Genomic DNA, 25,045 nt, shown 5'->3' on the forward strand with positions numbered 1-25,045 from the left:
CCTGATGCTCGTTACTTCAACTTCAGCGAGTTCAAGTACTTAACCAAATCGTTGAGCTGTTGATCCTGAAGCGGCTTAGGTCCGGTCGGGCCGAAGGCCGGCATTTGAGCACCCGGCTTAACGGATTGAGGATCGGAAATCCACTCTTTCAGCTTCGCATCGTTATGCGGCAGGATGCCTGCAACGAGCTCGCGCGATGCAAATCCGTTCAAGTTCGGGCCAGCACCGAGCCCTTGCGCATTCACCGCATGACAGGACAAGCAGTTGTCTTTAAATACTTGTTCGCCAGCTCTGGCATCAGCCGGGACAGCGGCAGGCGTTTTCATTTTGGCAACCCACTGATCAAATGCTGCCGGATCCATCGATTTGACTTTAAAATCCATCAGAGAGTGAGACGCGCCGCAAAGTTCCGCACATTTTCCTTTGAACGTGTCCACTTCGTCCGCTTGCAAATAATAAACGTTCGTGAGGCCCGGGTTCGTATCCATCTTACCGCCGAGGGAAGGCACCCAGAAGGAGTGTTTGACATCCGCAGCCGTCAGTTCGAACGCGATCTTCTTGTTCGTCGGAATAATCAAATCCTGCGCCGTCGAAATGCCGAGGCTCGGATACTCAAACTGCCACCAGAACGCATGCGCCGTTACTTTGACATGAAGCGCGTCTTTGTTGTCGCGATGGTCCTCCAACGCCGAAAATGTGTACTTAACGGTCGGCACAGCCAAGATGAGCAAAAGGATAATCGGAATGACTGTCCAAATGATCTCCAGCGTATGGCTTCCTTCCACTTGCTTCGGAATGATGTCCTTGTCGCCTTTTTTCTTTCTGAAGCGAACCAGGACATAGATGTAAATTAAAAATACGACCACGACGACCAGCAGCATAATCCCGAAGCTTAACTTCATCAGGAACAGCTGATCTCTGGCCACGGGACCTCTTGGCTTCAAGGCGGATATCGTCTCGTCTCCACACCCCGTTAACAGCATCATCATCAACCCGAAAAGCGGGATGAAGCGCCATAGATTTTGCCATCGATTCATCTTATCAATCCCACCTTAAAAGCTTTTTTTCGTACAAAAAAGGTCATTTCCTGTCAATGAACCTAATCACCATATTAACTATAAATTCGTGTCCGTTTTTTGTCAATGAATCTAGGGAAGTTCACAAAACGTTCGGAACTCCTGATTTTTCTAGGGTTTGCAGCCTCACGCCTCTACTTGTTTATTTCCATTAAGCGGGTTGTTTATGCATGTTTTGCCCTGATTCCATACGGCTGCATAAATCGCTTGCCGGGGCCCATCCTAAGACAAGAGTTCATCAAGAAGGAGGTTACCGCTTTGCGCACAATTCGTTATTTGCTTATCGCCATCATGACAGGAGCTTCCATGCTGACAGCCGGCTGCTTCAGCTGGTACGATTACAACAGCGCCAGCAATTACGGCAGCAAAAGGGATTATCCGCAGCAAAACACCTCCCGGGCTTATCAGACTCAGCAGCAGTATTCCCCCGTTTCCCACAAAGTAACCAAGCTGGAAATGAATCAGTTTTTATCGGATCAAGTGGCAGCCATGAACGGCGTGAGCAGCGCGATCGTCATGATGGGCGATAATACCGCCTATACCGCGATCACGTTCGACGGCACTGCATTCGGCACAAGCGGCCGAAACGGCAGCTCCGGCGGAAGCACGGAAACCAATAACTACGGCCTAGTCAAAGGGCTGTACAATCCGGGCGATCCGTTGAACGATTACGCCAACCCCGACGATCTGATCTCCGGCGTCAGCGGCGCGCAAACGCAAATGCACCATGAACGCCTGTCCCACATGTTCAAGCAAAAAATTGCCGAGAAGATCCGCTCGCTCGACCCAACGGTCAAGGACGTCTATATTTCGGCAAACCGCGTCGTCGTCAATGAATTCAACCGCTTCGCGCAGGAAAGCTGGCACGGCCGTTCGCTGGAACCATACCGCGAGCAGTTTATTCAGCTAATGACGCTGACGTTCGGCACGAATCCGACGATTCCGAATCAATCGGAAGCAAGCGGAAGAGAATATTAGAATCAGAAGCTCCTCTGCACAAGGCTAGCGCCGCGTGCAGTTTCTTTTTGCATGGGATTAAGGTAGAATGCAACTATTAAGTAGAAGGAATACATTGAATAATGGTTCCAACGAGGAGATATTATAATATGAAGAAAAACGTTTTTACCGCCCTCGGCGTTAGCGAGCCGGTTGCCGATGCGCTGCATGCGCTCGGGATCAACGAGCCGACTCCGATTCAAAAAGAAGCGATTCCCGCCGTGTTCGCCGGCAGCGACATCGTGGCCCAGGCGCAGACGGGTACCGGCAAGACGCTTGCCTTCGTGCTGCCGATGCTAGAGCAGATCAACCCGGAGCTGCCGCATGTTCAGGCGCTGATTGTTACCCCGACGCGGGAGCTCGCCATTCAGATCGCCGAAGAGGTCAAGCGGCTTGCGCCGATCAAGAAGCTCCGCGTGCTATCCGCCTACGGCGGGCAGGATGTCGAAAGGCAAATTCGTAAGCTCGAAGGAAACATACATATAATAGTAGCGACACCGGGCCGGCTGCTCGATCATGTGCGCCGGGAAACGGTACATCTGCACAAGCTGTCCATGCTCGTTCTCGACGAAGCGGACCAAATGCTGCATATGGGCTTCCTGCCGGAAGTGGAGCAGATTATATCCGTTACGCCGAGTCGGCGGCAAACGCTGCTCTTCTCGGCTACGATGCCGCCGCGCATTCGCGATCTGGCCAAAGCCTACATGAAACCCGCCGTCGAAATCGAGGTCAAGGCGAAACGGATCACGCTCGATGAAATCGAACAAGTCGTCATTCAGACGACGGACCGCGGCAAGCTGGATGCGTTATGCAAGGCGATGGAAGAGGACCCGCCTTATTTGGCGATGATTTTTTGCCGGACGAAGCTGCGCGCGAGCAAGCTCAACGACGAGCTGCTGGAGCGCGGGTATTCCTGTGACGAACTGCATGGCGATTTGACCCAGGCCAAGCGCGAGCAGGTCATGAAACGGTTCCGCGAAGCGAAAATCCAGTTTCTCGTGGCAACGGATATCGCGGCCAGAGGCTTGGATGTCGAAGGCATAACACATGTCTATAACTACGATATCCCGCATGACGCGGAAAGCTACATTCACCGGATCGGCCGGACCGGCCGGGCGGGCCAGACCGGCAAGGCGGTCACATTCGCCGCGCAGCGGGACGCGCAGTATCTCGAGCAGATTGAGCGCGGCATCAAGATGACGCTGGCGAAGCGGGCGGGACGCGGTCAGAGCGAGCGCGCGGCGGACGGCGAAGAGCCGGCCAGCCTGCGTACTGCACGAGCAGGCAAGCCGGCGCAGGGCGGCGGACGGCGCGGACGCGGCAACGAACCGCGCGGCGGGCGGAGGCAAGCCGCGGGCGATGCCGCAGGGCGCGGGGCGCGAAGCCGCGGGACCGGGGCGGCACGCGACGGCGGAAGAACCGCGCGAGGGCAAGGCAGCGACGCTTGGCGCGAGTCGGCCGGCTCCGGGCGCGGCGGTGCTGCGCCAGCGGGACGCGGACGCGGCGACCAGCGGCAAGCAGCGGACGCGACGGCGCGCGATGCACGTGGCCGCGGAGCCGGAGCGGCACGCGATGGTGGAAGGACGGCGGCGTGGCAAAGCGGCGACGCTTGGCGCGAGTCGGCCGGCTCCGGGCGCGGCAGTGCTGCGCCCGCGGGACGCGGACGCGGCGACCAGCGGCAAGCAGCGGACGCGACGGCGCGCGATGCGCGTGGTCGCGGAGCCGGAGCGGCACGCGCCGCCGGAAGACCGGCGGCGCAGGACGGCGAGTGGTTCAGCGGCGCGTCCGAGCGCAGGACCAATAGCGGCGGGCGGAAGCCCGGCAGCGGCCGTACGACTCCCGGTACCGGGCGCGAACGCGGCGGCGAGAACGCCTTTTCCGGCGGTCGGGGCGGACAAGCGAGCAGCGCCTCCCGCCGCGACAGCGGTAAAAATTCGCGCGGGCCAGGCCGCGGTGACAGCAAAGCCGCGCCGCGTTCAGGATCACGCGGCGCCGCAGGCAAGGGCGGCAAGCGCGGCCGATAAACGCCGGTGACGGCCGCCTGCCGTCATAGCGCTTTACCTCGTCTGCCAAAGCATGTAAAATAAAGGAAGGTTCATCGGCAAGGAACTGCACTTTCCCAAACGAAGGAGGTTTCCTATGTACGAGCTGAATGAGAAGGAACTTATATTTGTTTTTACGGGTCCGAACGGTGCCGGCCGCAGGACGGTCGCGCAAATGTCGGGCAGCACGCTGGGGATCAAGCAGGTCATCTCGTATACGACGCGGCCTCCCCGCTCTTCCGAAGTCGACGGACAAGATTACCATTTCATCTCCGCCGAACAATTTTCGGATGCCGAAGCGAACAAAGCCTTTATCGAAGTGATTGAATTTAGCGGGAACCGGTACGGAATCAAGGAGCAGGACGTCGCCGACATGATTCAAAAGTTCGGCGCGGTTTATTTGGTTCTGAACCGCCATGGCGCCGAACAATTGAAATCCACTTACGGCAACCGCGTCGTGCGTATCTTCATTTATGCCGACCGGGAGACGGTACAGCAGCGGGAGGAAGCCCGCGGCGATTCGCCGGAGCTGATCGAGCGGTACATGTCCCATTACGAAGAAGAAATGGCTTATAAAGACGCCTGTGAGCATGTCTTCGAAAATATCGATTTGGCGCATACCGTATTCGATCTGACCAAGACGCTGGACGATACGTATTTGCGTCGCAATTTGCTTGATCTCGACTAACACTCCGTACGACGACAACGCACAAAGGACCGGCAGGCTCCGTCTGGAGCCGCGGTCCTTTTGTTTAAATTTTAAATTTATCGCAGGAGGCGATTGATCCATGCCTATCTTATCCATTGAACCGACGCCGAGTCCGAACACGATGAAGATCAATTTGACCAGCCGCCTGCCGGACGGCGTCAGACAGACGTTTACCCGGGAACAGGCGGACATTGCACCCGAACCTGAGCTGCAAAAGCTGCTGGCCATCCCCGGCGTAAAAGCGTTATACCGCGCCGCCGATTTTATCGCGCTCGACCGGACCGCCAAAGGAGACTGGGAGCACATATTGGCGGAAGCGCGCGACATTTTAGGCGAATCGCAGGCCGGGGCCTCCTCCCCTGGGGTGGCTGCAGGAAGCGCGGAGACGCCTTCGCCGGATGCCGGATTCGGCGAGGTCAAGGTGCTGCTTCAGCATTTTCGCGGCATTCCGCTGCAAATCCGCGCATCCAGCGGGTCGGCTGAGAAGCGTGCGGCGCTGCCCGCCCGTTTCAGCGATGCCGCAATCCGTGCCGCGGCCGCATCCCCGAACCTGATCAAGGAGCGGACGCTGGACGATTGGGACATCCGCTACGGCGAGCTGGGCGACGTGCTGGATGAAGTGCTGCAAGAGCTCGACGCGTCTTACAGCGACGAACAGTTGGAGCAGCTGATCATTCAGGCAGCGGCCGGGCCGGCAGCCGGCGATGCCAAAGAGCTCGCTGTCGCCGGACGGACCGAGTTGACCTACGAGCAGACGGAGCGCCAGCTGGATGATCCCGATTGGAAGCAGCGCTACGCGGCGCTGCAGCAAATCCAGCCGTCCGAAGAAACACTGCCCTTGCTCATCAAGGCGCTGAACGACGAGCAGTCGACCGTACGGCGGCTCTCGGCCGTCTACATCGGCGACTTGAAGGATCCCGCCGTCCTGCCTTATCTATACCGCGCGCTGCGCGACAGCTCTGCATCCGTTCGCCGCACGGCCGGCGATACGTTATCCGACCTCGGCGACCCGGCTGCGCAAGAAGCGATGATCAGCGCGTTGAGCGACTCGAACAAGCTTGTCCGCTGGCGCGCGGCGCGATTTCTGTACGAAGTCGGAGACGCGCAGGCGCTGCCTGCCCTCCGTGCGGCGCAGGACGACCCGGAATTCGAAGTGCGCATGCAAATCCGCATGGCACTGGAGCGAATCGAAGGCGGCCAGGAAGCCGAGGGGTCTGTGTGGCAGCAAATGACCCGGCGCAACCGTTCTGTCCAAGACTGACCCGGCCGGAGCGCCGGTCTCTCTTTTTTTCCTCCAACGGGTCAGAGATTCATCAAGCATCCTTATCATCTCGACCCCCGCATTACCGGGGGTCTACTAGCGTCTCCCCGTGATTCAACAAGCACAGCCGCTCCGGCGCCAGACCGCGTCTCGACCATTCGGCGAGCAGCCGGTCCATCGCCTCCCGAGGCGTGTCGTTGGATAACCGGAATGCGCCGTAATGCATCGGGATGAACCGTTCCGCTCCGCAATCGAGAAATCCCTGCACAGCCATCTCCGGATTTACATGCTGCGGCGCCATGAACCATTCCGGCTCATAGGCGCCGATCGGCATGAGTACCGTATCGATCGTGAACCGTTCCCCGACCATCTGAAATCCGGAAAAATACCCTGTATCGCCAACAAAATAAATGGCCCTTCGCTCCTCGCTGTGGAGCGAAGGCTGCAGGACCCAGCCGCCCCAATGCGATGTGTTCTGATCGAACAGCGATCTTCGGGTCCAATGCTGCGCCGGCACAAAGTGCAGTTCAAGACCGCCCAGGCGCGCGCTCTCCCACCAATGAAGTTCCGTAATCGCCGGAAATCCGGCCGAGCGCAGCTTCGCGCCGAGTCCGTGCGGCACATACAGCCGAAGCCCGCTGTTCAGCCTGGCGATCGCCCGAAGCGAAGGCAGGTGCATGTGATCGTAGTGGCTGTGCGACAGCAGCACCGCGTGAATGCGCGGCAGCTCCGCAATGTGCAAGCCCGGCTCGGAAAGGCGCGTGCCGAAGCCCATTCGCTTCGCCCATACCGGATCGGTCAGTAAGTTCAGACCGCCCATTTGGACAAGAAAGGTCGAGTGCCCGATCCACGTGACCGAGGTGTCGGTCCGGTTGGAGCGCAGCCAATCGGTATGTTTTGCGGCATGCTGCGGAATGCGGAACGAATAATCTTTCGTTTTTACTTGTTTTTCCACATTCCATTTGGAGAGCTGCAGCAGCGTTTTTTTGTTGCGGAATCCGCCCAAATTTTCATAGCGTTTGCGACGTTGTTTCATGGACGCCTCTTCTCCCCTTCCCTATCGCTTTCCTCCATTATACCTTAACCACGGGCAGTCGCTCCGATGCGCAAAGCTGCACTCTTTTTCGACAAAAGCTGTTATAATGTCTTGTATACATCGTGAAGACGGGAGAGAACGCTTCTTGCTGAACAAGACGGTTAGAATCACTATCGCCTGCGCCACAGCCGCCTGTCTGTCCTTCCCTTGGAGCTCCTTCGCCGCGGACACGGCCAACGCCGAAGCGGCTGCCGCGCATACCTCGGCCTCCTCCAAGATGACGCCAAAGCTGGTCGTGGGCGGGGTCGTATTTCGCCCTGGTGCGGACCTGAATGAAGAGCAGTCCTTATATGTAGGCGGCCGCGACGGGCAGACGCTGTTCGTTCCGATCCGGAGCGTACTGGAGCGTCTTGGCTACACCGTACAGTGGGATGCGGCTGCACAGGAGCTTGTCGCCTCCAAAGCCGATCAAACGGTCCGTCACCGCCTCGGCACGGCTGCTTGGCGTACACAGGACTATACATTTCAGCTGGACGATGCATCCGATAATCGGGACGGCGTCGCATGGATGCCTGCAGAGTCCGTCGCTTCGATGCTTGGCTATCGCACCGCATGGAATCCGCTATCGCTAACGCTCTATTTGAAGCCGAGCCTCGCAGCTTCGATCGCCGGCACCTTGCAGGGTGATCGCGGCCCGCTTACGCTAGCTCCGTCAACGACAGGCGATGCACCGCAATCCACGGGCCGTCTGCTGCTCAACAGTGACGAGCCGTGGTACGAAGGCGAGCTCGCTTCCGCACAGCCGGAAGGCTTCGGCAAGCTGTTCGAGGACGGAAGGCTTGTGTATGAAGGACGGTTCCGCAGCGGTCAGCCCGATGGGAGCGGCACCTATTATTACCCCGACGGAAGCCGTTATATCGGCGAGTGGACCGACGGTCTGCAAACCGGGGAAGGGAAGCTGGTCTCCGGCAGCGGGGCGCTGCTGTATTCCGGAGGCTGGGTGAACGGGATGAAGCAGGGCTTCGGGCGGTTTTACCAGAGCAACGGCAAGGTCAGCTTCGAAGGCAATGTCTCGCAAAACAAGCGCCATGGACGCGGCATGTCCTTCAATGCCTCCGGTATAAAAACCTACGACGGCGACTGGCGAAACGGCATTCGGGACGGGCAAGGCAAAGCGTACGACACCAGCGGCAAAATCGTATATGACGGACAATGGAGCAATGATGCGCGCAGCGGGTCCGGCCGCTCCTTCCGCGTGGAAAGCATGGAGTGGATTTACAAGGACGCGCAAAAGGGCGATGTCAAAAAAAATGAGCCCACCACGCTCATTACGCAAGAAACGTATTCTCAGGGCAAGCTGCTGACCCAAGGGACGACTTACGCTTACGTCGGCGAAGTGCTCGAGGACGGCACGCCGAACGGAAAAGGAACGCTTCGTTTGAAAACCGGGGAGCTCTCCTCCAGCGTGTTCGGGTATCATGACGTCTTTCGCGAAGCGTTCGAAGGCGAATACCAGTCCGGCAAGCAGACGGGGTACGGCAAGCTGTACGATAGCCAAAATCGGGTGATTTACCAAGGGGAGCTGCTGGACGGCAAACGAAACGGACGCGGTCACGCGTTCGAACAAGGGATGCTGGCGTTCGAGGGCAACTGGGACGACGATCTCGAAACAGGCACCGGACGCAGATACACGTACAGCAGCGGCATGACCGCTGCATCGCTCTCCGGGCGCTCGATGGCGACGGTTGAAGAAGGCCGCTACGAGCGCGGTAAGCTGGCCGAGAAGCTCGGTTTGTACGTGTATTCCGGTTCTTTTGCCTCCGGTATGCCCAGCGGTTACGGCACCATGACGCTCATGCACGACTACGTGCACACGGACGGTCCCAAATCGCTTACGAACAGCAGCGAAACCGGCTGGATCGTCTATGAAGGGGATTTTGCAAACGCGCTGCCCGAAGGGAAAGGCAAGCTGTTCGAGAAGAACAAGCTCGTTTACGATGGGGATTTCGTGAAAGGAAGCCGCGAGGGCCTCGGAAAAGCGTATAACACTGCGGATAATACCGTGTACGAGGGCGCTTTTCAAAGCGACTTGAAAAACGGCTACGGCCGCATTTACGACAGTCTAAGGTCGGCCCGCCCGCTGTTGTTCGAAGGCAGCTTCCGCGGCGGCCGGAAGAACGGTCAAGGGAAGCTGTACGATTCGGAGAGCGGCAAGCTTCGATATGAAGGGTCGTTCAAAGACGATTTGAAGGACGGCTTCGGCAAGCTCTACTATGCCGACGGCGAAACAACGTATTACGAAGGCGAATTCCGGGACGATATGACGATCGAGGAGTTCCGGTTGAAAAATAAATAGAACGGAGGCTGCTGGCCTTATGGTTATGCTGCGGAAACGGTTCGTTATATTTTCCGGCGGCACGCTCGGGGCGCAGGCGCTTCGGGAAATTCGCGACGGCGACGTGCTGGTCGGCGCGGACCGCGGCGCGCTGGACTTGATCCGGCACGGCTATCGGCCGGATATGGTGCTGGGCGACTTCGATTCCGTGACGGACAGCGAAGCGGATCTGATCCGGCAGATGAGCCGGCAGTTCGTGCCTTGCGATCCGGTGAAGAAAGATTCGACAGACACGGAGATGGCTATGGCGTGGGCGCTGGAACAAGGAGCGGGCGAGATCATTCTGTGCGGCGTTCTCGGCACGCGCTGGGATCATTCGCTGGCCAATGTGCATTTACTGCGAATCGGGCTTGATCATGGCGTCCCTTGCCGCATTGTCGACGAATACAACGAGCTTATGCTTATGGACAACCGAGCCGTCTTGACGGTGGCGCGCAGCCGCTTCACCCATGTGTCGCTGCTTCCGCTCAGCCAGGAGGTGACCGGGATTACGCTCGGCGGATTTCAATATCCGCTCCATGAAGCCACGCTGACGATAGGTCAGTCCCTCGGGATCAGCAACGTGCTGATCGGCGAGCAAGGTACCATCGTCATTCGCGAGGGCCTGCTGCTCGTCATCCAAAGCACTGATCGGGCGGAGCCGTAACCGACCGTGTAAGACATGCAGAAACAAACAGACAAATGAAGGAAGGCATCCGCTTTCTTTACCGGAAGATGCCTTTCTTTCGTTTCGTCCCTCTTCTTACAACACGGGGGCGTTTAAAGCCGTATCGATTGTCTGTTCATGGATTTCCAGCGACTCGTGCGCAGCCAAATGCTCCTTATTCATTCCTTGCTCACCTCCCTGACGTACAATAATGGTATTGTTCAGTTGTTGCATCAAGGTTATTCTTGGTGTTGTTTGCATACAAGGCCTTGCCGTTCCCTTATGCTTTTGAAGGATGCCCTTGTATAATGGTTTCAGGGACGTTGGCATATGTTTGCAGGCGATCATATACTATCCCGACAAATCAATTTTGGAGGTCCCATGAAAACTTTTCATTTTATCGGCATTAAAGGCAGCGGCATGAGCGCGCTGGCACAAATTGTTTCGGATCTGGGCCACAACGTGCAAGGGGAAGATATCGAGTCGTTCCTGTTTACGCAGACACCGCTGGAAACCCGGAACATTCCGCTTTATCCGTTCGGGGAAGCGCCCCTGAGTTCTTCCATGCAGGTCATCGCCTCCAACGCGTTCGACGATCATCATCCCTCCATTGTCCGCTGCAGGCAGATGGGCATCGACGTTCAGCGCTACCACCACTATTTGGGCGAAACGATCAAAGGCTATACGAGCATTGCCGTTACAGGCGCTCATGGCAAAACGACAACGACCGGCATGCTCGCGCATACGCTTCTTGCAAGCGAACCCGTCTGCTGCCTGATCGGCGACGGAACCGGGTCCGGGTCCGCCGGAGCCCGTCTGTTCGTATTCGAAAGCTGTGAATACAAGCGTCATTTCCTCGCATACCAGCCCGATATTGCGGTCATTACGAATATCGATTTCGACCACCCGGACTACTTTGCGGATATTGACGACGTTCGCAGCGCATTTGAATCTATGGCTGCGCTTACGGCCAAACAACTGGTCGTCTGCGGCGATGACCCGCAGATTCGGAAGCTCCAAACGAATACGAATCGGATGTATTACGGATTCGAAGCGGACAATGATCTCCGGGCGACGAATGTGACGGTGACGAGCAGCGGTACCGCCTTCGATGTCAGCTACAAGGATCAATCGATACAACGCTTCGTCGTTCCTTCGTTTGGAAATCACAGTGTATTGAACGCGCTTGCGGTTATTGGGGTGGCACTGGTGCTGGATCATGACATGGAGCGAGTCAAATCGCAGTTGGCTACGTTTACAGGGGTACAGCGGCGGTTTACCGAAAAGCTATGGGGCACGAACATCGTCATCGACGATTACGCGCATCATCCTTCCGAAATTCGGGCCACACTCGAAGCCGTGCGAAGCAAATATCCTCAAAAAAAGGTCGTCAGTATATTTCAGCCGCACACCTTCACCCGGTTGGAAAAGCTGATGGACGACTTCGCCAGCTCGCTGAAGGATGCCGATGACGTATACCTTTGCCAAATTTTCGGCTCGGCGAGGGAGTCGGTCGGAACCGTGTCGATCGATGACCTGCGCAGCCGAATCCCTAACGCCCGTCTCGTATCCGACAACATCACGACCGATATGTCCGGTTATAACGATGCGATTCTGGTCTTCATGGGAGCGGGCGATATTCAAAAATACCAGGATGTGCTGTTCCGCGCGTAATTGTGAATTTTCGAATCTAAAATATTGCGTAACGTTAAGAAAGGCCAACCGGCGCAGAAGCTATGCTTCAACGAACCGGTGGCCTTTTTACAGTCTGTGAACGGTCCCTGAATCCGCTTCCGGCTTTACAGCCAAGTCGGACATCCACTCGATCAGCCGTTGCGCCACGGACTCCGGTGTACGAAGCTGTCCGCTCTCCCGGCTCTGACGAAAAAACGCGGTAGCCGGAAACGATAGCTCATGCGCTTCCCGCGCGGCAGCCTGCATCGGCGTATCCATCATGCCAGGATCGACAGCGGCAATGTGCACACCGTAAGGCAAGCCGCGCTGCTCCAATTGCAAGCAGCGTACCATCATATTGAGGCCGGCTTTGGCACTGCAATATAAGCTCATGCCTGCCATTGGATAATCCGCGGATGCGGAGGTAATGACAATAAGCTGTTTCGGAATGTGCAAAGACCGGATCCGCTGTATCCAAAGCGAGGATAACAGGACAGGCGCATGTACATTCACATTCAAGCTTGCGCTGATTTCCTCCGGTGAATGATGGTCCAGCGCTTTAAAAGGAGCTGCGGCCGCCGCATTATGGATCAAGTGCATGGACAAGGCTGGCGTGCCGCTTGCGGCGACCAGCTGCATCAGCCGATCGACACAACCCGGCAGCTCCCCGATGTTGGATAAATCTTGTTCCAGCCAGGTGAACCGTCCGCCCGTTTGGTTCGCTTGAGCCATAAGACCGATCGGCTCCCTGCGGGAAATCGATACTACATGATGTTCCGGCCGCAGCAGCAGCCGGGCCGTTTCCTTACCAAGTCCGGATGATGCTCCGGTAACGATGTAGTAGTGCAAGCTATGAACACCGCCTCGCTTCCTTATTTACCAAATAATACTATGAATTGCTAGCTATTGTCTCGTTTGTACGCCTGCCCTTCCATTATTACCGGCCCGCCCATCCACTAACAGTGCTTCCCGCCTTTTGCCGGTCATACGAACGAATTCCAGGGGCATACTACGTGCGAATCGAACTTGAAGGAGGGTTGTGTCCATTATGTCCGAAGACAAGCGCATGCAGCCGGCATCCGGGGAAGAAGTCGAAACCGACGGCATATATGAAAATGAATGGGGCCGCGAGGAAACATTAAAGCGAGGCGACGAATTCCCGTTCGATCCGGTCATGGGGCAAACAGAGTGGGAGCTTGTCAGCCTTCCGCTTGAGAGCCAGGAAGAAGACATGTATCAAGATACGAAACCGAATACGAAGAAGCGGATGCACCGCGACTTCGGTACCCGCAGTCCGAAGAAATAGGCTAAGCTTGACCGCCTATCGTCTGCGCCCGGCAAAAACAGCGCCTTCCCCGTCAAGGAGAAGGCGCTTTGTATTGGGTTGCGTGCGGATTACACGTAATCGATCTTGATGAAGTTGGTCGTTCCGGACTTGCCCACCGGCACGCCGGCCGTGACGACGACCAGATCGCCCTGCTCCAGCAGTCCGAGACGCGAGCCGCTGTGCACAGCCGATTGGAACATTTCATCCGTCGTATCGACGCGCTTGCCCTGAACCGGGATGACTCCCCAGACCAGGCAAAGCCGCCGCAGCACTTCTTCATGCGAAGTAACCGCAATGATCGGCGCTTTCGGACGGTACTTCGAAACCATCCGCGCCGTAAAGCCGGTCTCCGTCGGCGTAATGATTGCCTTCGCTTCCAGATCGAGAGACGCGCCGACGGCCGATTGGCTGACGACCTCCGTAATGTCGGTCTTTTGCAAAGCTCTTTTTTGGGCCAGCAGCTCGGTGTACGGAATCATCGATTCCGCTTTTTCCGCGATTGCGGCCATCGTCTGCACGGATTCAACCGGGTATTTCCCGGCGGCCGTTTCGCCCGACAGCATGATCACGTCGGTGCCGTCCAGCACGGCATTGGCGACATCGCTCGCTTCCGCGCGGGTCGGACGCGGGTTGACCTGCATCGAATCGAGCATATGCGTTGCGGTAATAACCGGCTTCCCGACCAGATTGCACTTGTGGATCATTTGCTTCTGGATGAGCGGCACGTCCTCGACCGGAATTTCTACGCCCAGATCGCCCCTGGCAACCATCAGTCCGTCCGAAGCGGCCAATATCGCATCCAGCGCTTCGACCCCTTCCTGGTTCTCAATCTTCGAAATAAGCTGAATGTACCCGGCGCCGCGGCTCTCCAGCATGTCGCGGATTTGCAATATATCTTCCGCTCTGCGCACGAACGAGACTGCGATCATATCGATCCGTTCCTCAATACCGAACAAAATATGCTCCACATCCCGCTCCGTTACGCCCGGCAGCGAAGTACGGATGCCCGGCAAATTGACGCCTTTGCGCGACTTGATCGTACCCCCGTTCACGATACGGCAGCGGATTTCCGTTCCTTCGACCTGCTCCACCTTCAGCTCGATCAGACCGTCGTCGAGCAAAATGCTGCTGTCCACCGATACGTCGCCTGGCAGCTCCGCATACGACACCGAGATGCGGCTGGCATCCCCTTCGATCCGCTCCGTTGTCAGCATCAACACGTCTCCGGCCAGAAGCTCGTACGACTTCTCTTTCAGCAGGCCGATGCGAATTTCCGGTCCTTTAATATCCAGCATAATGGCTACCGGAATGCCGGTTTCGCGCGACGCCTGCCGGATGCTGCGAATCCGCGCCCGCTGCTCCTCGATGTCGCCATGCGCCAGATTGAGCCTGGCGACGTTCATTCCCGCCTCAAGCAGCTGCTTGAGCACTTCTACCGAATCGCATGACGGGCCCATCGTGCAAATAATTTTGGTTTTACGCATTGTTGATCGCCTTCCCTGTCCCATGATCTGTTTGAATGAGCTCATTGTAACGCTGGAGGCGCGATATGACTATGAACTATAGTATGGCTGTTGTATAATAGTATGATCGATGTATCAAAGGAGGACATCTTTGAATGCGCCTGCATATCGAAGGCATCCGGCATGACGCAGGGACGGTGCAGTGGTACGAGGAGGCTGAGCGGGAGAGCCCGGTCTGGACGCTTATTCTCGTCGGCTACGGCAAGTGCTTGTACCGGGTCGAAGGCGAGAAGCTGCTGCTGGAAAAAGGCGACCTTGCCCTCATCCCGGATCACACCGTGTTTTACGGCAAAACGATCCCTTCCGTGTCGCACGAAAAATACGTCGTCACGTTCACGCATGAAGACGGCGCCTCTCTGCTTCCGCTGCTCGGCTCCCCTCGCTGGACGCGGCTGCGCACCGGCAAATACGAGCTGCTGCTCAGCCGCATGCAGACGATGAAGGAGCAGTGGACCGAGCGCCATCCGTATTACCGGCCGATGTGCCAGGCGCTGCTGCTGGAGATGCTCGCGCATATGAACCGGGAAGCCGACGAAGGCGCGCATGCATCGATCAAGCATCGGCATGCCGAGCTGATGAAGACGTATATACAGAACCATTACCGGGAAAAGGTGACCAAGGAGCACCTCGGCGCCGTCATCGAAAAAAGCCCCAATCACGCTGCGGTATTATTCCGCGAGGTGACGGGGCAAACGATCGGCGATTATGTGCATGCGATGCGGCTCAAAACCGCCGTATACTTGCTGCGCCATTCGCAGCGAACGATCGCCGATATCGCCGATTACCTCGGCTACTGCGACGCTTCTTACTTTCACCGGATATTCAAGCGGGAGACCGGCCGATCCCCGTCCGCTTATGTAAGAGACAGGGAGCCGGCGCCGCAGTAAGGCTGCGGGCTGCGCCGGCGCTTAAAGCCCCGAATGTTCGTGGGTTGGTTCCGTGGCAGAGGCCCGGCCTACTTCCGTCCGTAATCCGCCTTGATCTCGCCCCACGCTCGCGTATCCCACTTCAAGATCGGGTTCGAGTAGCTGTTCTGCCGCAGCCAGGCTTCCGCCCGGTCCACGAGCGCCCAAATTTCCTGCGTGGATGCATCGCGCGGCAAGTTGGAAGCGACCCGCTTATTGCGCACCCAGCTGAGCGCGGTTACGGAATCGCTATAGATCGTCATATTGCTCCCTTTCTTCTTCAAATACGCCAGCGCATGAACGACCGCGAGAAACTCGCCCATATTGTTCGTTCCCTTGGAGATCGGCGGATGCTCGAACACGACTTCGCCGGTTCGCGTGTGCACGCCCTTGTACTCGACGATGCCAGGATTGCCGCTGCACCCGACGTCGACAGACAAGCTGTCGAGATCGGCTTCCGCCTTGGGCTTGCCAGCCGCGCTCGCCGAAGCGCGACCGCTCGCTTTCGCTCCTCCGCCGGCCGATCCGGTCGCCGTCTTCGCCGCTGCGCTGAACGCCTTCTTCCAGCCGGAGGCGAGCGCCGCCTTCGCTTCCGCTTCGCTCTCATATGCCTTGAACTTTGCCTGCGGGAATCCGTTCGTCTGCGCCTGGCATTCGGCCCACGTCTTGTAAATGCCCGGCTGACGCCCTTCCCACACTACATAAAACTTCGACTTCGCCACGCCGTTCCTCCTCTTGTGCTTCTAGGCTTCAGCCTGCCGACAGCTGCTTGAAAAAATCGATAAAGTACGCGCCGTACTTGAAAAATTTCGCTTCCCCGACGCCCTTGATCTTGAGCATTGCCGCCGGATTCGTCGGCTTCACCCCGCACATTTCGCGCAGCGTGCTGTCGGGAAATACGATATACGGCGGGATGCCTTCGCGCTTGGCGATCTCCGAGCGCAGCTTCCGCAGCGCATCGAACAGCTCCGCCTCGACGTCCTGTATGCTCGTCTCCGCAGGCTTCATGCGCACCCGCTGCTCGACCCGTTCCGTCCCGGCCAGCACCGCGCCGGCCTTCGGCGTAAGCCGCAGCACCGGGTACTTGCCCTCGGTCAGCTGCAAGTAGCCTTCGGCGACGAGCAGTTGAATCAGATCGACAATGTCTTTCTCCGTCCGCTGCTTCATGAGGCCGTACGTGCTCAGCTCATCAAAGCCGAGCTCCAGCACCTTCTTGTTCCGCGAGCCCTTCAGCACCGAGGCGACGAGCGTCATGCCGAACCGCTCCCGCATGCGCCGGACGCAGGAGAAAATTTGCTGCGCCTCCAGCGTAATGTCTGTCAGCTGCAGATCGGGGCTGGAGCAGTTGCTGCACTGGCCGCAGTCGCTTCCCGTCTCGCCGCCGAAGTAGCGGACGATGTACCGCTGCAAGCATTGCGGCGTATGGCAGTAGTCGGCCATCTGCTGCAGCCGCCGGTATTCCTGTGCCTGACGCTCCGGATCGGAGACCGACTGCTCGATCAGAAACTTCTGGATATGAATGTCCTGCGGGGAGAACAGCAGCGTGCATTCGCTCGGTTCGCCGTCCCGCCCCGCACGGCCTGCCTCCTGGTAATACGCCTCCATATTTTTCGGCATATTGTAATGCACGACATACCGCACGTTCGACTTGTCGATGCCCATGCCGAAGGCGTTGCTCGCGACCATCACGCGCACTTCGTCATACAGAAACTGCTCCTGCGCCTCGGCCCGCTCTTTATCGCTCATCCCGGCGTGGTACTTGCCGGCAGCTACGCCTTGACGCCGCAAATAGTCGCACAGCTGGTCGACCTCCTTGCGCGTCGCCGCGTAGACGATGCCCGCGTCCCCGCGGTGCTCGCGGATGGTACTGGTCAGCACGTCGCGCTTGTTCTCGCCCTTGACGACCGCGAACGACAAGTTCTCCCGCGCGAAGCCGGTCACGTAAACGCCCGGCTCGCGCAGCCGCAAATGCTTGACGATGTCGTCGCGCACCTGATCCGTAGCCGTGGCCGTAAAGGCGGCGAGCAGCGGGCGCTGCGGCAAATGGTCGACCAGCTGGCTGACCCGCATATAGCTCGGCCGGAAGTCATGGCCCCATTGCGATACGCAGTGCGCTTCGTCGACGGCGATCATCGGCACTGTCAGCTCCGACAGCAGGTCCAGGAAGCGTTCCGATTCCAGCCGCTCGGGAGCCACATAGAGCAGCTTGTACTCGCCGCGGGCCGCCTTGCGGATCCGTGTCTCGACCTGCGCGTACGACAGCGAACTGTTGATGTAGGTCGCCGGCACGCCAATGCTGTCGAGCCCGTCCACCTGATCCTTCATAAGCGAGATGAGCGGCGAGACGACAATCGTCGTGCCGCTCATCAGCAGCGCAGGAATCTGATAACAGATCGACTTCCCTCCGCCGGTCGGCATAATGCCGAGCGTATCCCGGCCTTCCACAATGCTGGCGATCACCTGTTTTTGCCCGTCGCGAAAATCGGGATATCCGTAATATTTTTTCAGCAGCTCCCGTGCTTCCACCATCGTCGTTGTCATGTCAGCTGCCTCCTTTGTCCACCTTGACCGCTAGCCCGGATCGAATCGGCTGGTTCGAATGCGCCCAGCCCCCCGTGCAGTTCCGGGGCTTGTCCATACGTTCGCCGCGATAGCGACTCCGGCAGCTCGGCCAATGAATCCGGCCGGTTGTACATCGGAATAATAACCGAGATGAGCGGCTTCTCCATCGTTCCTCATCGCTCCCTGTTCCATTTCTTCTATCCCCCACTATACAAAAAAAACGGCAAAAGCGAAACCGTCCCGCCAGACGGACAAAAGGAGCGCGGTTCGCATGGAACCCGCTCCTTGCCGTTGCCGGCAGTCCGCTTACATCGGCAGCAGCTGTACCGTTTCCCGTCCTTTCAGCGACGCGACCATATCGTACCAAGTCCCCGGCTTCTGCGGCAATACCGCGTAATACCGCTCCAGGAACGACGAGACCAACGAAGCCGGAACCGACGCCATCTCTTCATCGGCTACCGGCATGAAGCACAGGTCCAGCCCATGCACCGCCTCGCCATCGATTTGCCATGACGGGTGCACGTACTCGAGATCAAGCTTCCGGTAGCCCAGATGCGCGAGCACCTCGCGGCGCACATACGGATTCATCGGCTTGATTCCGCCGAATCCAAGGTCGCCGGTCAAATACGGATTATAGATTTCGGCAAACATGCCGAGCCACGATCCTCCCGATGATTCCACCACAGAGCGCAGGTCGCGCAGCCGCTGCTTGGCCAAAAACGGGCCGATGCCGAGCCCTTCGCGGCCAATGATCGTAAAATCGGTCATCGCGACACCGAGATCATCGTAGTATCGGTATTCCGTCGCGCCGACCACTTCGCCGTCGTGAACGGCCACGAATACCCGGATGCCCGGGTCCTGGAGCGGCTCAGCCCACAAGCTGTATTCCAGTACCTCCTCCGGTGGGAAAATGGTTTGCATCATATCGTGCATTTGACGAAAGTAAGGGTCTTGAATATCGGTAATGCGATGGTAAAGCATAGCGTATCCTCCTGTTGCCGGGGCTTCCTGTCGCCCTATTTATTCGTGGTTCGTTTCCAAATTTCCGGACCGTATCCGGTCATTCCGTCACTCTATTATACCAGCACGTTTCTTCATTCACCACAATTTGCGGGAGTAGAGTCTATTTATCGTATTGTTATTTTTTCCATTGATTTCCTTTGCATAAAGAACTCTTAATAGACCAGCTACATAGTTCGACAGACCCAATAAATTTGCTGTTTTATAATTAGTTCATTGGCACTAATATTATCGAGGAGTGACATATTGTGACGAATAAAGCAAATTCGCGGCCGCCGATCCAAGAGCTGGACGTATTGAAAATTATCGACGAGCTCGGTCTTGACCCCGACCGGTTGTTCGATTATTTTACGGCCATCGAGATCGAGGAACTGGAAATTTTCATTTAAACTGCGGCCGTTCCCACTGCCTTTCCAGCTGATTTACACGCTCCGGCGTCGCTCTGCGGCGTCTGTCACGTTAGCCCCTCTTCCAGCCGGCTGCGGCATGATCCGCCCCATGGATGCTTCCATTCCTACCGTCCCCTTCACCGGGACTCCACATATCAAAGCAAGCCGACCTCTCGCGGCTTCTTTGTCATCTTCTCGCTGTCGAAAAAAGGCGGCCAGCACGCGCGATACTTATGCGCGTTCCGCTGGCAGCGGACAACGGCTCCCCACCTCTAAAAAAGCGCTTACATTTCTGTTTAATTTCCAGTATAGTTGGAGTATCACGAACTGAGGGAGTGATCGTTATGCTGATGCGTTCCAGCGATTTTTATGATTCCCTGCCCCCAAGATGCTGTGATACTTGCGGCGAGCTGATGGAAGAGTTGGCGGATTGCTATGTGTGTACCTGTACCACCTGCCGGGGCGTTACGTTTTATTCGTTAAGCCCGGCAGTCCAACGTGAGCCCGCTTCTGCCCCGGCAGCCGGTCCACCGGCTGCGCCGTCCGCCAGCCGCGCCTGTCCCTAAACACCGAACACCGCTTGCGCACGGTCAACGAAGAAGAACCCTCCGCGCCGCCGGCTTGCCGGCGTTGATGGAGGGCTTTCTTCTGTTACAGCGCTTCTCTTACCTTGAGCCCGAACGAGCGGCCTGCCCGCGCCGGCATTCTCGGCTGCAGCTTCAGAATCGCATCCCACGCCAGCGCCGAAGATTGCTCGCAGCGAAACCGTCCGGCCTGCTCCTGCATCCGCTGCAGCCTCTCGCCGTTGAATGCAAGCTCGAGCAGTTGATCCCCGAGCGCCCGGTTTGCTGCCGCACGGACGGCGACCCCGGCCCGCTCCAGCACATCGGCGTTGTCCTCTTCCTGACCCGGAATCGGCTTGTACAACAGCATCGGCAGACCCATCGCCACCGCCTCGGCCGTCGTCAGTCCGCCCGGCTTGGTCACGAGCACATCGGCGACCGCCATCCACTCGTGGATTTCCTCTACAAACCCTTTGACGATGACATGCACGGCTCCGCAGCGCCGAACCTCCTCCTCCAGCAAGCAGCGCACCTCCGCGTTGCTGCCGCAAACGATGACCATCTGCAGCTTCTCTCTTACCGCAGACGAACGAATGAGCATCCGGATGTCGTCGCCGAACATCCCACCGCCGCCGCCCATGACGAGGACCGTCGGCCGCTCGGGCGACAGACCGAGCGAGCGGTACAACAGCCCGCGATCCGGCGTCTCGAAAAACCGCTGCCGCACAGGAATGCCGGTCACGCATAGTCGGCTGGACACGATGCCGCGCCGGGTCAAGGCGCCCGCGACCGCTTCCGAACCGACCAAATACAGATCCGTGTGCGGATGCAGCCACAAGCTATGATCGGTATGATCGGTAATCACCGTCACGAGCGGCACGCGCAGCAGCCCTTTTTCCTTCAGGAGCGACACGGCGGCCGCAGCGAGCGGGAACGTACAGACGATCACGTCCGGGCGCGTCGAAGCGATCAGTTCCGTCAGCTTGCCGAGACCGATACTGAGGAACGAGCGAAACGAGATCGACATCCGGTCCAATCCGTGCGTTTTTCGATACAAATACCCGTACAGCGACGGCGCCTTCTCGACACCTCTCAGAAAGAAATACTTGATGATCGGATGAAGACCCGGATAAACCTGGCGCATAAAATTAACGACTTCCGTCTGAATTCTCAGCCGCGGCAAGCCGCATGCTTCCGCCAGCGCCCGCGCCGCCTGATTATGGCCCTCTCCCAAATCTCCTGACAGCAGCAGCACGCGCATTGGGCGTTGATCCGCTTCGAATCGATTCATCTTTCAAGACTCCCCTGCTTCCGTATTCCTTCGGTTCTTTATCTGTATATTAAACCAAATTGGATATAAAATCTCTTGTGAAATGCTTAACTTTTCCTTAAGCCTGTCCGGCGATTTATACATGAGCCGGCCCGCCCTTTCAAAATCCATGGCACCCGTTCCGTCTGGGCGAATACACTATCCCATCGGTATGATTATACGCAAGGAGGTTGTCATTGGAAGATGGAACGTTATCCAAAATATGCGTACTATTCCATGGAAACAAAATGCGAGACGCTGCCCCTCCCTTTTCCTCCCCAGCATCAGCCGCAGCAGCCGGGGCTGGAATACTTGATGACGCCCCGCCCGATCTATGAGAACCCGAATTACAAGGGCAGCGGGAAGCTGAAAGACAAAGCTGCGTTCATCACCGGAGGCGACAGCGGTATTGGACGGGCGACGGCCATCGCCTTTGCCAAGGAAGGCGCCGATGTCGCTTTCACCTATTTGTACGAACAGCCCGACGCAGACGAGACGAAGCAGCGCATCGAAGAGCTCGGCAGGCGCTGTCTGGCCTTGAAAGTCGACATGCGCAGCAAGGCGAACTGTACGGCGGCCGTGCTGCAAGCGGTGCAGACGCTTGGCAAGCTGAATATCGTCGTGAACAATCAGGGCGTCCAATACCCGCAGGACAGCGTGCTCGACATTACGGAAGAGCAGCTTGAGCAGACGTTCCGCACAAATATATTCGCGTTCTTCTTCGTCACGCAGGCGGCGCTGCCGCATTTGAAGGAAGGCGACGCCATCGTCAACACGGCTTCCATTACCGCTTATCAGGGAGAGCCGACGCTCATCGACTATTCGTCCACGAAGGGAGCGATCGTCACCTTTACGAGGTCGCTGGCGCTGTCTCTCGTAGACCGGGGCATCCGCGTCAATGCGGTCGCACCCGGGCCGATCTGGACCCCGCTTATCGTTTCGAGCTTCTCTGCGGACAGAGTCAGCGCGTTCGGCCGCGACACGCCGATGAAGCGCGCCGGGCAGCCGTTCGAGCTGGCCCCGGCGTTCGTCTATCTGGCAAGCGACGACGCCAGCTATGTAACCGGGGAGACGCTCCACGTCAACGGGGGCGGTTTCATTACTTCTTGACCGCAGCCGGCGCGCCCGCCTCAAGCTGCTTCAGCACACTGCGAATCCGGCTGTTCAACGCGGCCGGATCGGCCTGCGGGGCCGGGCTGTCCGCCAACCGGTACCGCTGCTTCAGCTTCAGAATGCGGTAGACGCTCTCTTCGATGCGCGATACCGGCAGCGTGCCCGCCTGCACCGCGTCCTTAACGGCGCGGAATACGGACAGCTCCTGTTCGCGACCATGCCCCACGAGCAGCACGTCGCTTCCGGCGGCGATCGACTGCACCGCCACCTGCGCGAGGTCGTAATGCGCAGTGATCGCCCCCATCGTCAAATCGTCGGTGACGACGACACCGGTAAAGCCCATTTCTTTGCGCAGCAAGTCGGTGATCACGGCGCGGGAGAACGAAGCGGGCGCCTTGGCGTCCAGTTCCGGCAGCAGCAGATGAGCGACCATGACAGCGTCCGCACCGGCCTTCACCGCCTCGCCGAATGGCTTCAGCTCCAGCGAACGAAGCCGGTTCAGATCGTGCCGGACGACGGGGAGGCCGACATGTGAGTCGACGGAAGTGTCGCCATGCCCGGGAAAATGCTTCACGACCGGGATCACGTCACGCGACTGGAGCCCCTTCATCGTCTGCACGCCGAGCCTGCCGACCAGCTCGGCGCTGCTGCCGAAGGAACGGTCGCCGATGACCGGGTTGTTCGGGTTGCTGTTCACGTCCAGCACCGGCGCAAAATCCATATTCAGCCCGTACGCCGATAGCATGTCGCCAAGCGTCTGCCCGATCTGCAGCGAAAGCTCCGGCTTGTTCGCCTTGCCGATCGCGAGCGCGGACGGGATGTCCGTGAGCTCGTCCGGCATACGGCTGACCCGGCCGCCCTCCTCATCCACGCTCAGCCAGAGCGGAATGCCATTTGCCGCCCGGTTCGCCTCCTTCAGCGCTCCCGTTAGCTGCTGCAGCTGGCGGCCGTCCTTGATGTTCGGCTTATATAATATAAATCCGCCGACATGGTATGTCTCGATCAGCTCCTTGACGGGCTCGTTCAGCTCGTAGCCGTCGATTCCGACGAGCAGTAGCTGGCCGATCTTCTCCTCCAGCGTCATCTTCGCGATTTGCGCTTGGATCGGGTCCGCCGGCGGCGGCGTCTGCGCAGCAGCGCCGTTATCCGCCGAGGCGGAAGGCTTGTCTTCTTTGCCACAGCCCGCCAAGGCAAGCAGCGCCGCCAAAAGAACGGCGGCCGCGATCCATATGGTGCGGCGGCGGTTCGTCCTGCTCATCAACATCGTTCACGGCTCCTTCCCGGTTGGATGTGTTTACCTGTTAGTTTCGCCTTAGGGTATGGACTCGTATACGGTGCTGCATGACAAGAAACAATACCCTTCTATTACCAAACGGCATAACGCTCCGTTAAGTTGCAGGAAGAACGCGGCGCTGCCGATTCGGGCTGAAGCCGCTGCCGCCGAAGGTATGCCTCCGCGGCGGTCGCGAGGCTCGCTTCGCTTCGGAGACCCCCCTCTCGGCAGGGGCAAGCGGGCGGTCGTAAATGCCTGGCTGCGCGTGTCCGAGCGACAGCTTGGTGTGTGCCGCTCCGCATACGAGGAGTGCATGCGGGCGGATGCAAAAAGCACGAACCGCGGATTTCCGCCGACATTCGTGCATCCCCATGGTTTAGCCGTCAGGACAAATGATACAGCATCGTGCGCCAGCCGATTCGCGCCACAACTCCGTCTCCCGCGGCGAACGGCAGCTCCGCCAGCCCGGATGCATCCGAGCGGTTCATTCGGCCCTCGGCCGCCTGCTTCAGGTAGAAGAAGTTCGGGTACGTCGATTCGTCCAGCAAATAAGCCGATACACTGCTTCCCGGCTTGCGATGCCGGTTGAGCCTGCCTATGATTTTGTCCGCGTTCCCGACGCCGATGCCATGGCCAAAAAACAGCTCGCCCGGCAGCCGAATGACATTTTCCCCCTGCCATTCCATAACCTTCGGGTTCACGTCAGGGTTTTTGAAATATTGCACGTCGCCGGGATACGACTCTTTCTTGTTATACTCGGTAATCAGCCTCAGGTCGCTATCATGCTGCCACGCAAACAAATAGAGGCCGCCGAACAGTCGATTGAAGCTGTCCGAACCGATCGTCTCCAGCACGCCTTTGTACAAAATGATAATAATGGCCGTAGCGCACTCAAAGCCGTACAGCTGGCCGTTCGTATAAATGTCGCGGATCGCATCGGATGGCCGCACATTATCGCGCAGCCGAAAGCCGCCTTCAGATGTGCGGATCCAATAGGCGGGGTTGCAGCGCGACTTGCGGAACGTCTCGAACCCGGCCGCGCTCTTGTCCAGCGCAAGGGACGCTTCGACAATCGCCTCGCGCATCTTGAGCTCGAACCGGAGCGCGTCCAGCGAGTCGTAATAATACGATTTGGAGCTTGCTTGCTTCAGCGAATAAATTTCCCGTTGAAGCTCCGGCCAACCGGAAGGGTCCACCGGGACGCTTCCTCCTGCCACAATGATCAT

Annotated in this window: 23 protein-coding genes; 12 read left to right on the plus strand and 11 right to left on the minus strand. The window is 58.1% G+C overall.

The window, feature by feature from the left end:
* Positions 1-11 precede the first annotated feature (11 nt).
* Positions 12-1,037 carry a cytochrome c oxidase subunit II gene (gene coxB / locus KXG62_RS18105; protein WP_218093403.1) on the minus strand — a complete coding sequence of 342 codons (1,026 nt, stop codon included), beginning with the start codon at positions 1,035-1,037 and terminating at the stop codon, positions 12-14.
* A gap of 297 nt (positions 1,038-1,334) precedes the next feature.
* Here coxB and KXG62_RS18110 point away from each other — a divergent pair, with 297 nt between their 5' ends.
* From KXG62_RS18110 to KXG62_RS18125, 4 genes are all read left to right on the plus strand, one after another.
* Positions 1,335-2,054, plus strand: a complete 720-nt coding sequence (locus KXG62_RS18110) for a hypothetical protein (RefSeq protein ID WP_246627508.1) — start codon at positions 1,335-1,337, stop codon at positions 2,052-2,054.
* A 128-nt stretch (positions 2,055-2,182) separates the two neighbouring features.
* Complete coding sequence (locus tag KXG62_RS18115) at positions 2,183-4,096, plus strand: DEAD/DEAH box helicase (protein WP_218093404.1); 1,914 nt, start codon at positions 2,183-2,185, stop codon at positions 4,094-4,096.
* A 115-nt stretch (positions 4,097-4,211) separates the two neighbouring features.
* Complete coding sequence (locus KXG62_RS18120) at positions 4,212-4,802, plus strand: guanylate kinase (protein WP_218093405.1); 591 nt, start codon at positions 4,212-4,214, stop codon at positions 4,800-4,802.
* A gap of 100 nt (positions 4,803-4,902) precedes the next feature.
* Positions 4,903-6,084, plus strand: coding sequence for a conserved virulence factor C family protein (locus tag KXG62_RS18125; protein ID WP_218093406.1), 1,182 nt, complete (start codon positions 4,903-4,905; stop codon positions 6,082-6,084).
* Positions 6,085-6,166: 82 nt separating this feature from the next.
* On the opposite strand, the gene KXG62_RS18130 is transcribed toward KXG62_RS18125, so the two are convergent.
* Positions 6,167-7,120, minus strand: a complete 954-nt coding sequence (locus KXG62_RS18130; RefSeq protein WP_218093407.1) for an MBL fold metallo-hydrolase — start codon at positions 7,118-7,120, stop codon at positions 6,167-6,169.
* A 145-nt stretch (positions 7,121-7,265) separates the two neighbouring features.
* On the opposite strand from KXG62_RS18130, the gene KXG62_RS18135 reads away from it, so the two are divergent.
* The 3 genes from KXG62_RS18135 (at position 7,266) to murC (ending at position 11,835) form a co-directional block, all read left to right on the plus strand.
* On the plus strand, positions 7,266-9,476 hold the full coding sequence (locus tag KXG62_RS18135) for a stalk domain-containing protein (RefSeq protein ID WP_218093408.1): 2,211 nt from the start codon (positions 7,266-7,268) through the stop codon (positions 9,474-9,476).
* A gap of 19 nt (positions 9,477-9,495) precedes the next feature.
* Positions 9,496-10,161, plus strand: a complete 666-nt coding sequence (locus KXG62_RS18140; RefSeq protein ID WP_425517356.1) for a thiamine diphosphokinase — start codon at positions 9,496-9,498, stop codon at positions 10,159-10,161.
* A 381-nt stretch (positions 10,162-10,542) separates the two neighbouring features.
* Positions 10,543-11,835, plus strand: a complete 1,293-nt coding sequence (murC, locus tag KXG62_RS18145) for a UDP-N-acetylmuramate--L-alanine ligase (protein ID WP_218093409.1) — start codon at positions 10,543-10,545, stop codon at positions 11,833-11,835.
* 87 nt (positions 11,836-11,922) lie between these two features.
* On the opposite strand, the gene KXG62_RS18150 is transcribed toward murC, so the two are convergent.
* Positions 11,923-12,684 carry an SDR family NAD(P)-dependent oxidoreductase gene (locus KXG62_RS18150; protein WP_218093410.1) on the minus strand — a complete coding sequence of 254 codons (762 nt, stop codon included), beginning with the start codon at positions 12,682-12,684 and terminating at the stop codon, positions 11,923-11,925.
* A gap of 199 nt (positions 12,685-12,883) precedes the next feature.
* Between KXG62_RS18150 and KXG62_RS18155 the strand changes: the two genes are divergently transcribed.
* Positions 12,884-13,141, plus strand: a complete 258-nt coding sequence (locus KXG62_RS18155; protein ID WP_218093411.1) for a hypothetical protein — start codon at positions 12,884-12,886, stop codon at positions 13,139-13,141.
* An 89-nt stretch (positions 13,142-13,230) separates the two neighbouring features.
* Here the strand turns inward: KXG62_RS18155 and pyk are convergent, their stop codons facing one another.
* The gene (gene pyk, locus KXG62_RS18160; protein ID WP_218093412.1) at positions 13,231-14,646 is read right to left on the minus strand and encodes a pyruvate kinase; all 1,416 of its coding nucleotides are present in this window, start codon (positions 14,644-14,646) and stop codon (positions 13,231-13,233) included.
* Positions 14,647-14,780: 134 nt separating this feature from the next.
* Here pyk and KXG62_RS18165 point away from each other — a divergent pair, with 134 nt between their 5' ends.
* Positions 14,781-15,572: a helix-turn-helix transcriptional regulator gene (locus tag KXG62_RS18165; protein ID WP_218093413.1), complete on the plus strand. Its 792-nt coding sequence runs from the start codon at positions 14,781-14,783 to the stop codon at positions 15,570-15,572.
* Between the two features lie 68 nt (positions 15,573-15,640).
* On the opposite strand, the gene rnhA is transcribed toward KXG62_RS18165, so the two are convergent.
* The 4 genes from rnhA to KXG62_RS18185 form a co-directional block, all read right to left on the minus strand.
* Positions 15,641-16,312, minus strand: a complete 672-nt coding sequence (gene rnhA / locus KXG62_RS18170) for a ribonuclease H (RefSeq protein ID WP_218093414.1) — start codon at positions 16,310-16,312, stop codon at positions 15,641-15,643.
* Positions 16,313-16,340: 28 nt separating this feature from the next.
* Positions 16,341-18,131, minus strand: a complete 1,791-nt coding sequence (gene recQ / locus KXG62_RS18175) for a DNA helicase RecQ (protein WP_218093415.1) — start codon at positions 18,129-18,131, stop codon at positions 16,341-16,343.
* Positions 18,128-18,319, minus strand: a complete 192-nt coding sequence (locus KXG62_RS18180; RefSeq protein WP_218093416.1) for a glycosyltransferase — start codon at positions 18,317-18,319, stop codon at positions 18,128-18,130. Before KXG62_RS18180 ends, recQ begins: the two co-directional genes overlap by 4 nt.
* A 139-nt stretch (positions 18,320-18,458) precedes the next feature.
* On the minus strand, positions 18,459-19,133 hold the full coding sequence (locus KXG62_RS18185) for a GNAT family N-acetyltransferase (RefSeq protein ID WP_218093417.1): 675 nt from the start codon (positions 19,131-19,133) through the stop codon (positions 18,459-18,461).
* A 287-nt stretch (positions 19,134-19,420) separates the two neighbouring features.
* Between KXG62_RS18185 and KXG62_RS18190 the strand changes: the two genes are divergently transcribed.
* Both KXG62_RS18190 and yhfH read left to right on the plus strand, forming a co-directional pair.
* Positions 19,421-19,561 carry a hypothetical protein gene (locus tag KXG62_RS18190; RefSeq protein WP_218093418.1) on the plus strand — a complete coding sequence of 47 codons (141 nt, stop codon included), beginning with the start codon at positions 19,421-19,423 and terminating at the stop codon, positions 19,559-19,561.
* Positions 19,562-19,911: 350 nt separating this feature from the next.
* Entirely contained in the window at positions 19,912-20,127 is a 216-nt protein-coding gene (gene yhfH, locus KXG62_RS18195; RefSeq protein WP_246627514.1) for a protein YhfH, read from the plus strand.
* 85 nt (positions 20,128-20,212) lie between these two features.
* Here yhfH and KXG62_RS18200 read toward each other — a convergent pair whose 3' ends face one another.
* Positions 20,213-21,415, minus strand: a complete 1,203-nt coding sequence (locus KXG62_RS18200) for an MGDG synthase family glycosyltransferase (protein ID WP_218093420.1) — start codon at positions 21,413-21,415, stop codon at positions 20,213-20,215.
* A gap of 222 nt (positions 21,416-21,637) precedes the next feature.
* Here KXG62_RS18200 and KXG62_RS18205 point away from each other — a divergent pair, with 222 nt between their 5' ends.
* Positions 21,638-22,543 (plus strand): SDR family oxidoreductase, encoded by a 906-nt coding sequence (locus tag KXG62_RS18205; RefSeq protein WP_218093421.1) that lies wholly within the window; start codon positions 21,638-21,640, stop codon positions 22,541-22,543.
* Here the strand turns inward: KXG62_RS18205 and nagZ are convergent.
* Positions 22,533-23,810: a beta-N-acetylhexosaminidase gene (gene nagZ / locus KXG62_RS18210; protein WP_246627509.1), complete on the minus strand. Its 1,278-nt coding sequence runs from the start codon at positions 23,808-23,810 to the stop codon at positions 22,533-22,535. The two genes, KXG62_RS18205 and nagZ, sit on opposite strands and share 11 nt — an antisense overlap.
* Before the next feature lie 392 nt (positions 23,811-24,202).
* Positions 24,203-25,045 carry a protein-glutamine gamma-glutamyltransferase gene (locus tag KXG62_RS18215; protein ID WP_218093422.1) on the minus strand — a complete coding sequence of 281 codons (843 nt, stop codon included), beginning with the start codon at positions 25,043-25,045 and terminating at the stop codon, positions 24,203-24,205.

It is taken from the genome of Paenibacillus solanacearum (assembly GCF_910593845.1).
Taxonomy (GTDB): domain Bacteria; phylum Bacillota; class Bacilli; order Paenibacillales; family NBRC-103111; genus Paenibacillus_G; species Paenibacillus_G solanacearum.

What these genes read in the sequence shown, in the direction of transcription:
- KXG62_RS18115 (WP_218093404.1), top strand. Translation starts at nt 2,183, where the DNA reads ATGAAGAAAAACGTTTTTACCGCCCTCGGCGTTAGCGAGCCGGTTGCC.
- KXG62_RS18200 (WP_218093420.1), bottom strand. Translation starts at nt 21,415, where the DNA reads ATGAATCGATTCGAAGCGGATCAACGCCCAATGCGCGTGCTGCTGCTG.
- pyk (WP_218093412.1), bottom strand. Translation starts at nt 14,646, where the DNA reads ATGCGTAAAACCAAAATTATTTGCACGATGGGCCCGTCATGCGATTCG.
- coxB (WP_218093403.1), bottom strand. Translation starts at nt 1,037, where the DNA reads ATGAATCGATGGCAAAATCTATGGCGCTTCATCCCGCTTTTCGGGTTG.
- KXG62_RS18125 (WP_218093406.1), top strand. Translation starts at nt 4,903, where the DNA reads ATGCCTATCTTATCCATTGAACCGACGCCGAGTCCGAACACGATGAAG.
- KXG62_RS18180 (WP_218093416.1), bottom strand. Translation starts at nt 18,319, where the DNA reads ATGGAGAAGCCGCTCATCTCGGTTATTATTCCGATGTACAACCGGCCG.
- murC (WP_218093409.1), top strand. Translation starts at nt 10,543, where the DNA reads ATGAAAACTTTTCATTTTATCGGCATTAAAGGCAGCGGCATGAGCGCG.
- KXG62_RS18215 (WP_218093422.1), bottom strand. Translation starts at nt 25,045, where the DNA reads ATGATCATTGTGGCAGGAGGAAGCGTCCCGGTGGACCCTTCCGGTTGG.
- KXG62_RS18155 (WP_218093411.1), top strand. Translation starts at nt 12,884, where the DNA reads ATGTCCGAAGACAAGCGCATGCAGCCGGCATCCGGGGAAGAAGTCGAA.
- KXG62_RS18205 (WP_218093421.1), top strand. Translation starts at nt 21,638, where the DNA reads ATGGAACGTTATCCAAAATATGCGTACTATTCCATGGAAACAAAATGC.
- recQ (WP_218093415.1), bottom strand. Translation starts at nt 18,131, where the DNA reads ATGACAACGACGATGGTGGAAGCACGGGAGCTGCTGAAAAAATATTAC.
- KXG62_RS18185 (WP_218093417.1), bottom strand. Translation starts at nt 19,133, where the DNA reads ATGCTTTACCATCGCATTACCGATATTCAAGACCCTTACTTTCGTCAA.
- nagZ (WP_246627509.1), bottom strand. Translation starts at nt 23,810, where the DNA reads ATGTTGATGAGCAGGACGAACCGCCGCCGCACCATATGGATCGCGGCC.
- KXG62_RS18130 (WP_218093407.1), bottom strand. Translation starts at nt 7,120, where the DNA reads ATGAAACAACGTCGCAAACGCTATGAAAATTTGGGCGGATTCCGCAAC.
- KXG62_RS18120 (WP_218093405.1), top strand. Translation starts at nt 4,212, where the DNA reads ATGTACGAGCTGAATGAGAAGGAACTTATATTTGTTTTTACGGGTCCG.
- KXG62_RS18165 (WP_218093413.1), top strand. Translation starts at nt 14,781, where the DNA reads ATGCGCCTGCATATCGAAGGCATCCGGCATGACGCAGGGACGGTGCAG.
- yhfH (WP_246627514.1), top strand. Translation starts at nt 19,912, where the DNA reads ATGCGTTCCAGCGATTTTTATGATTCCCTGCCCCCAAGATGCTGTGAT.
- KXG62_RS18140 (WP_425517356.1), top strand. Translation starts at nt 9,496, where the DNA reads ATGGTTATGCTGCGGAAACGGTTCGTTATATTTTCCGGCGGCACGCTC.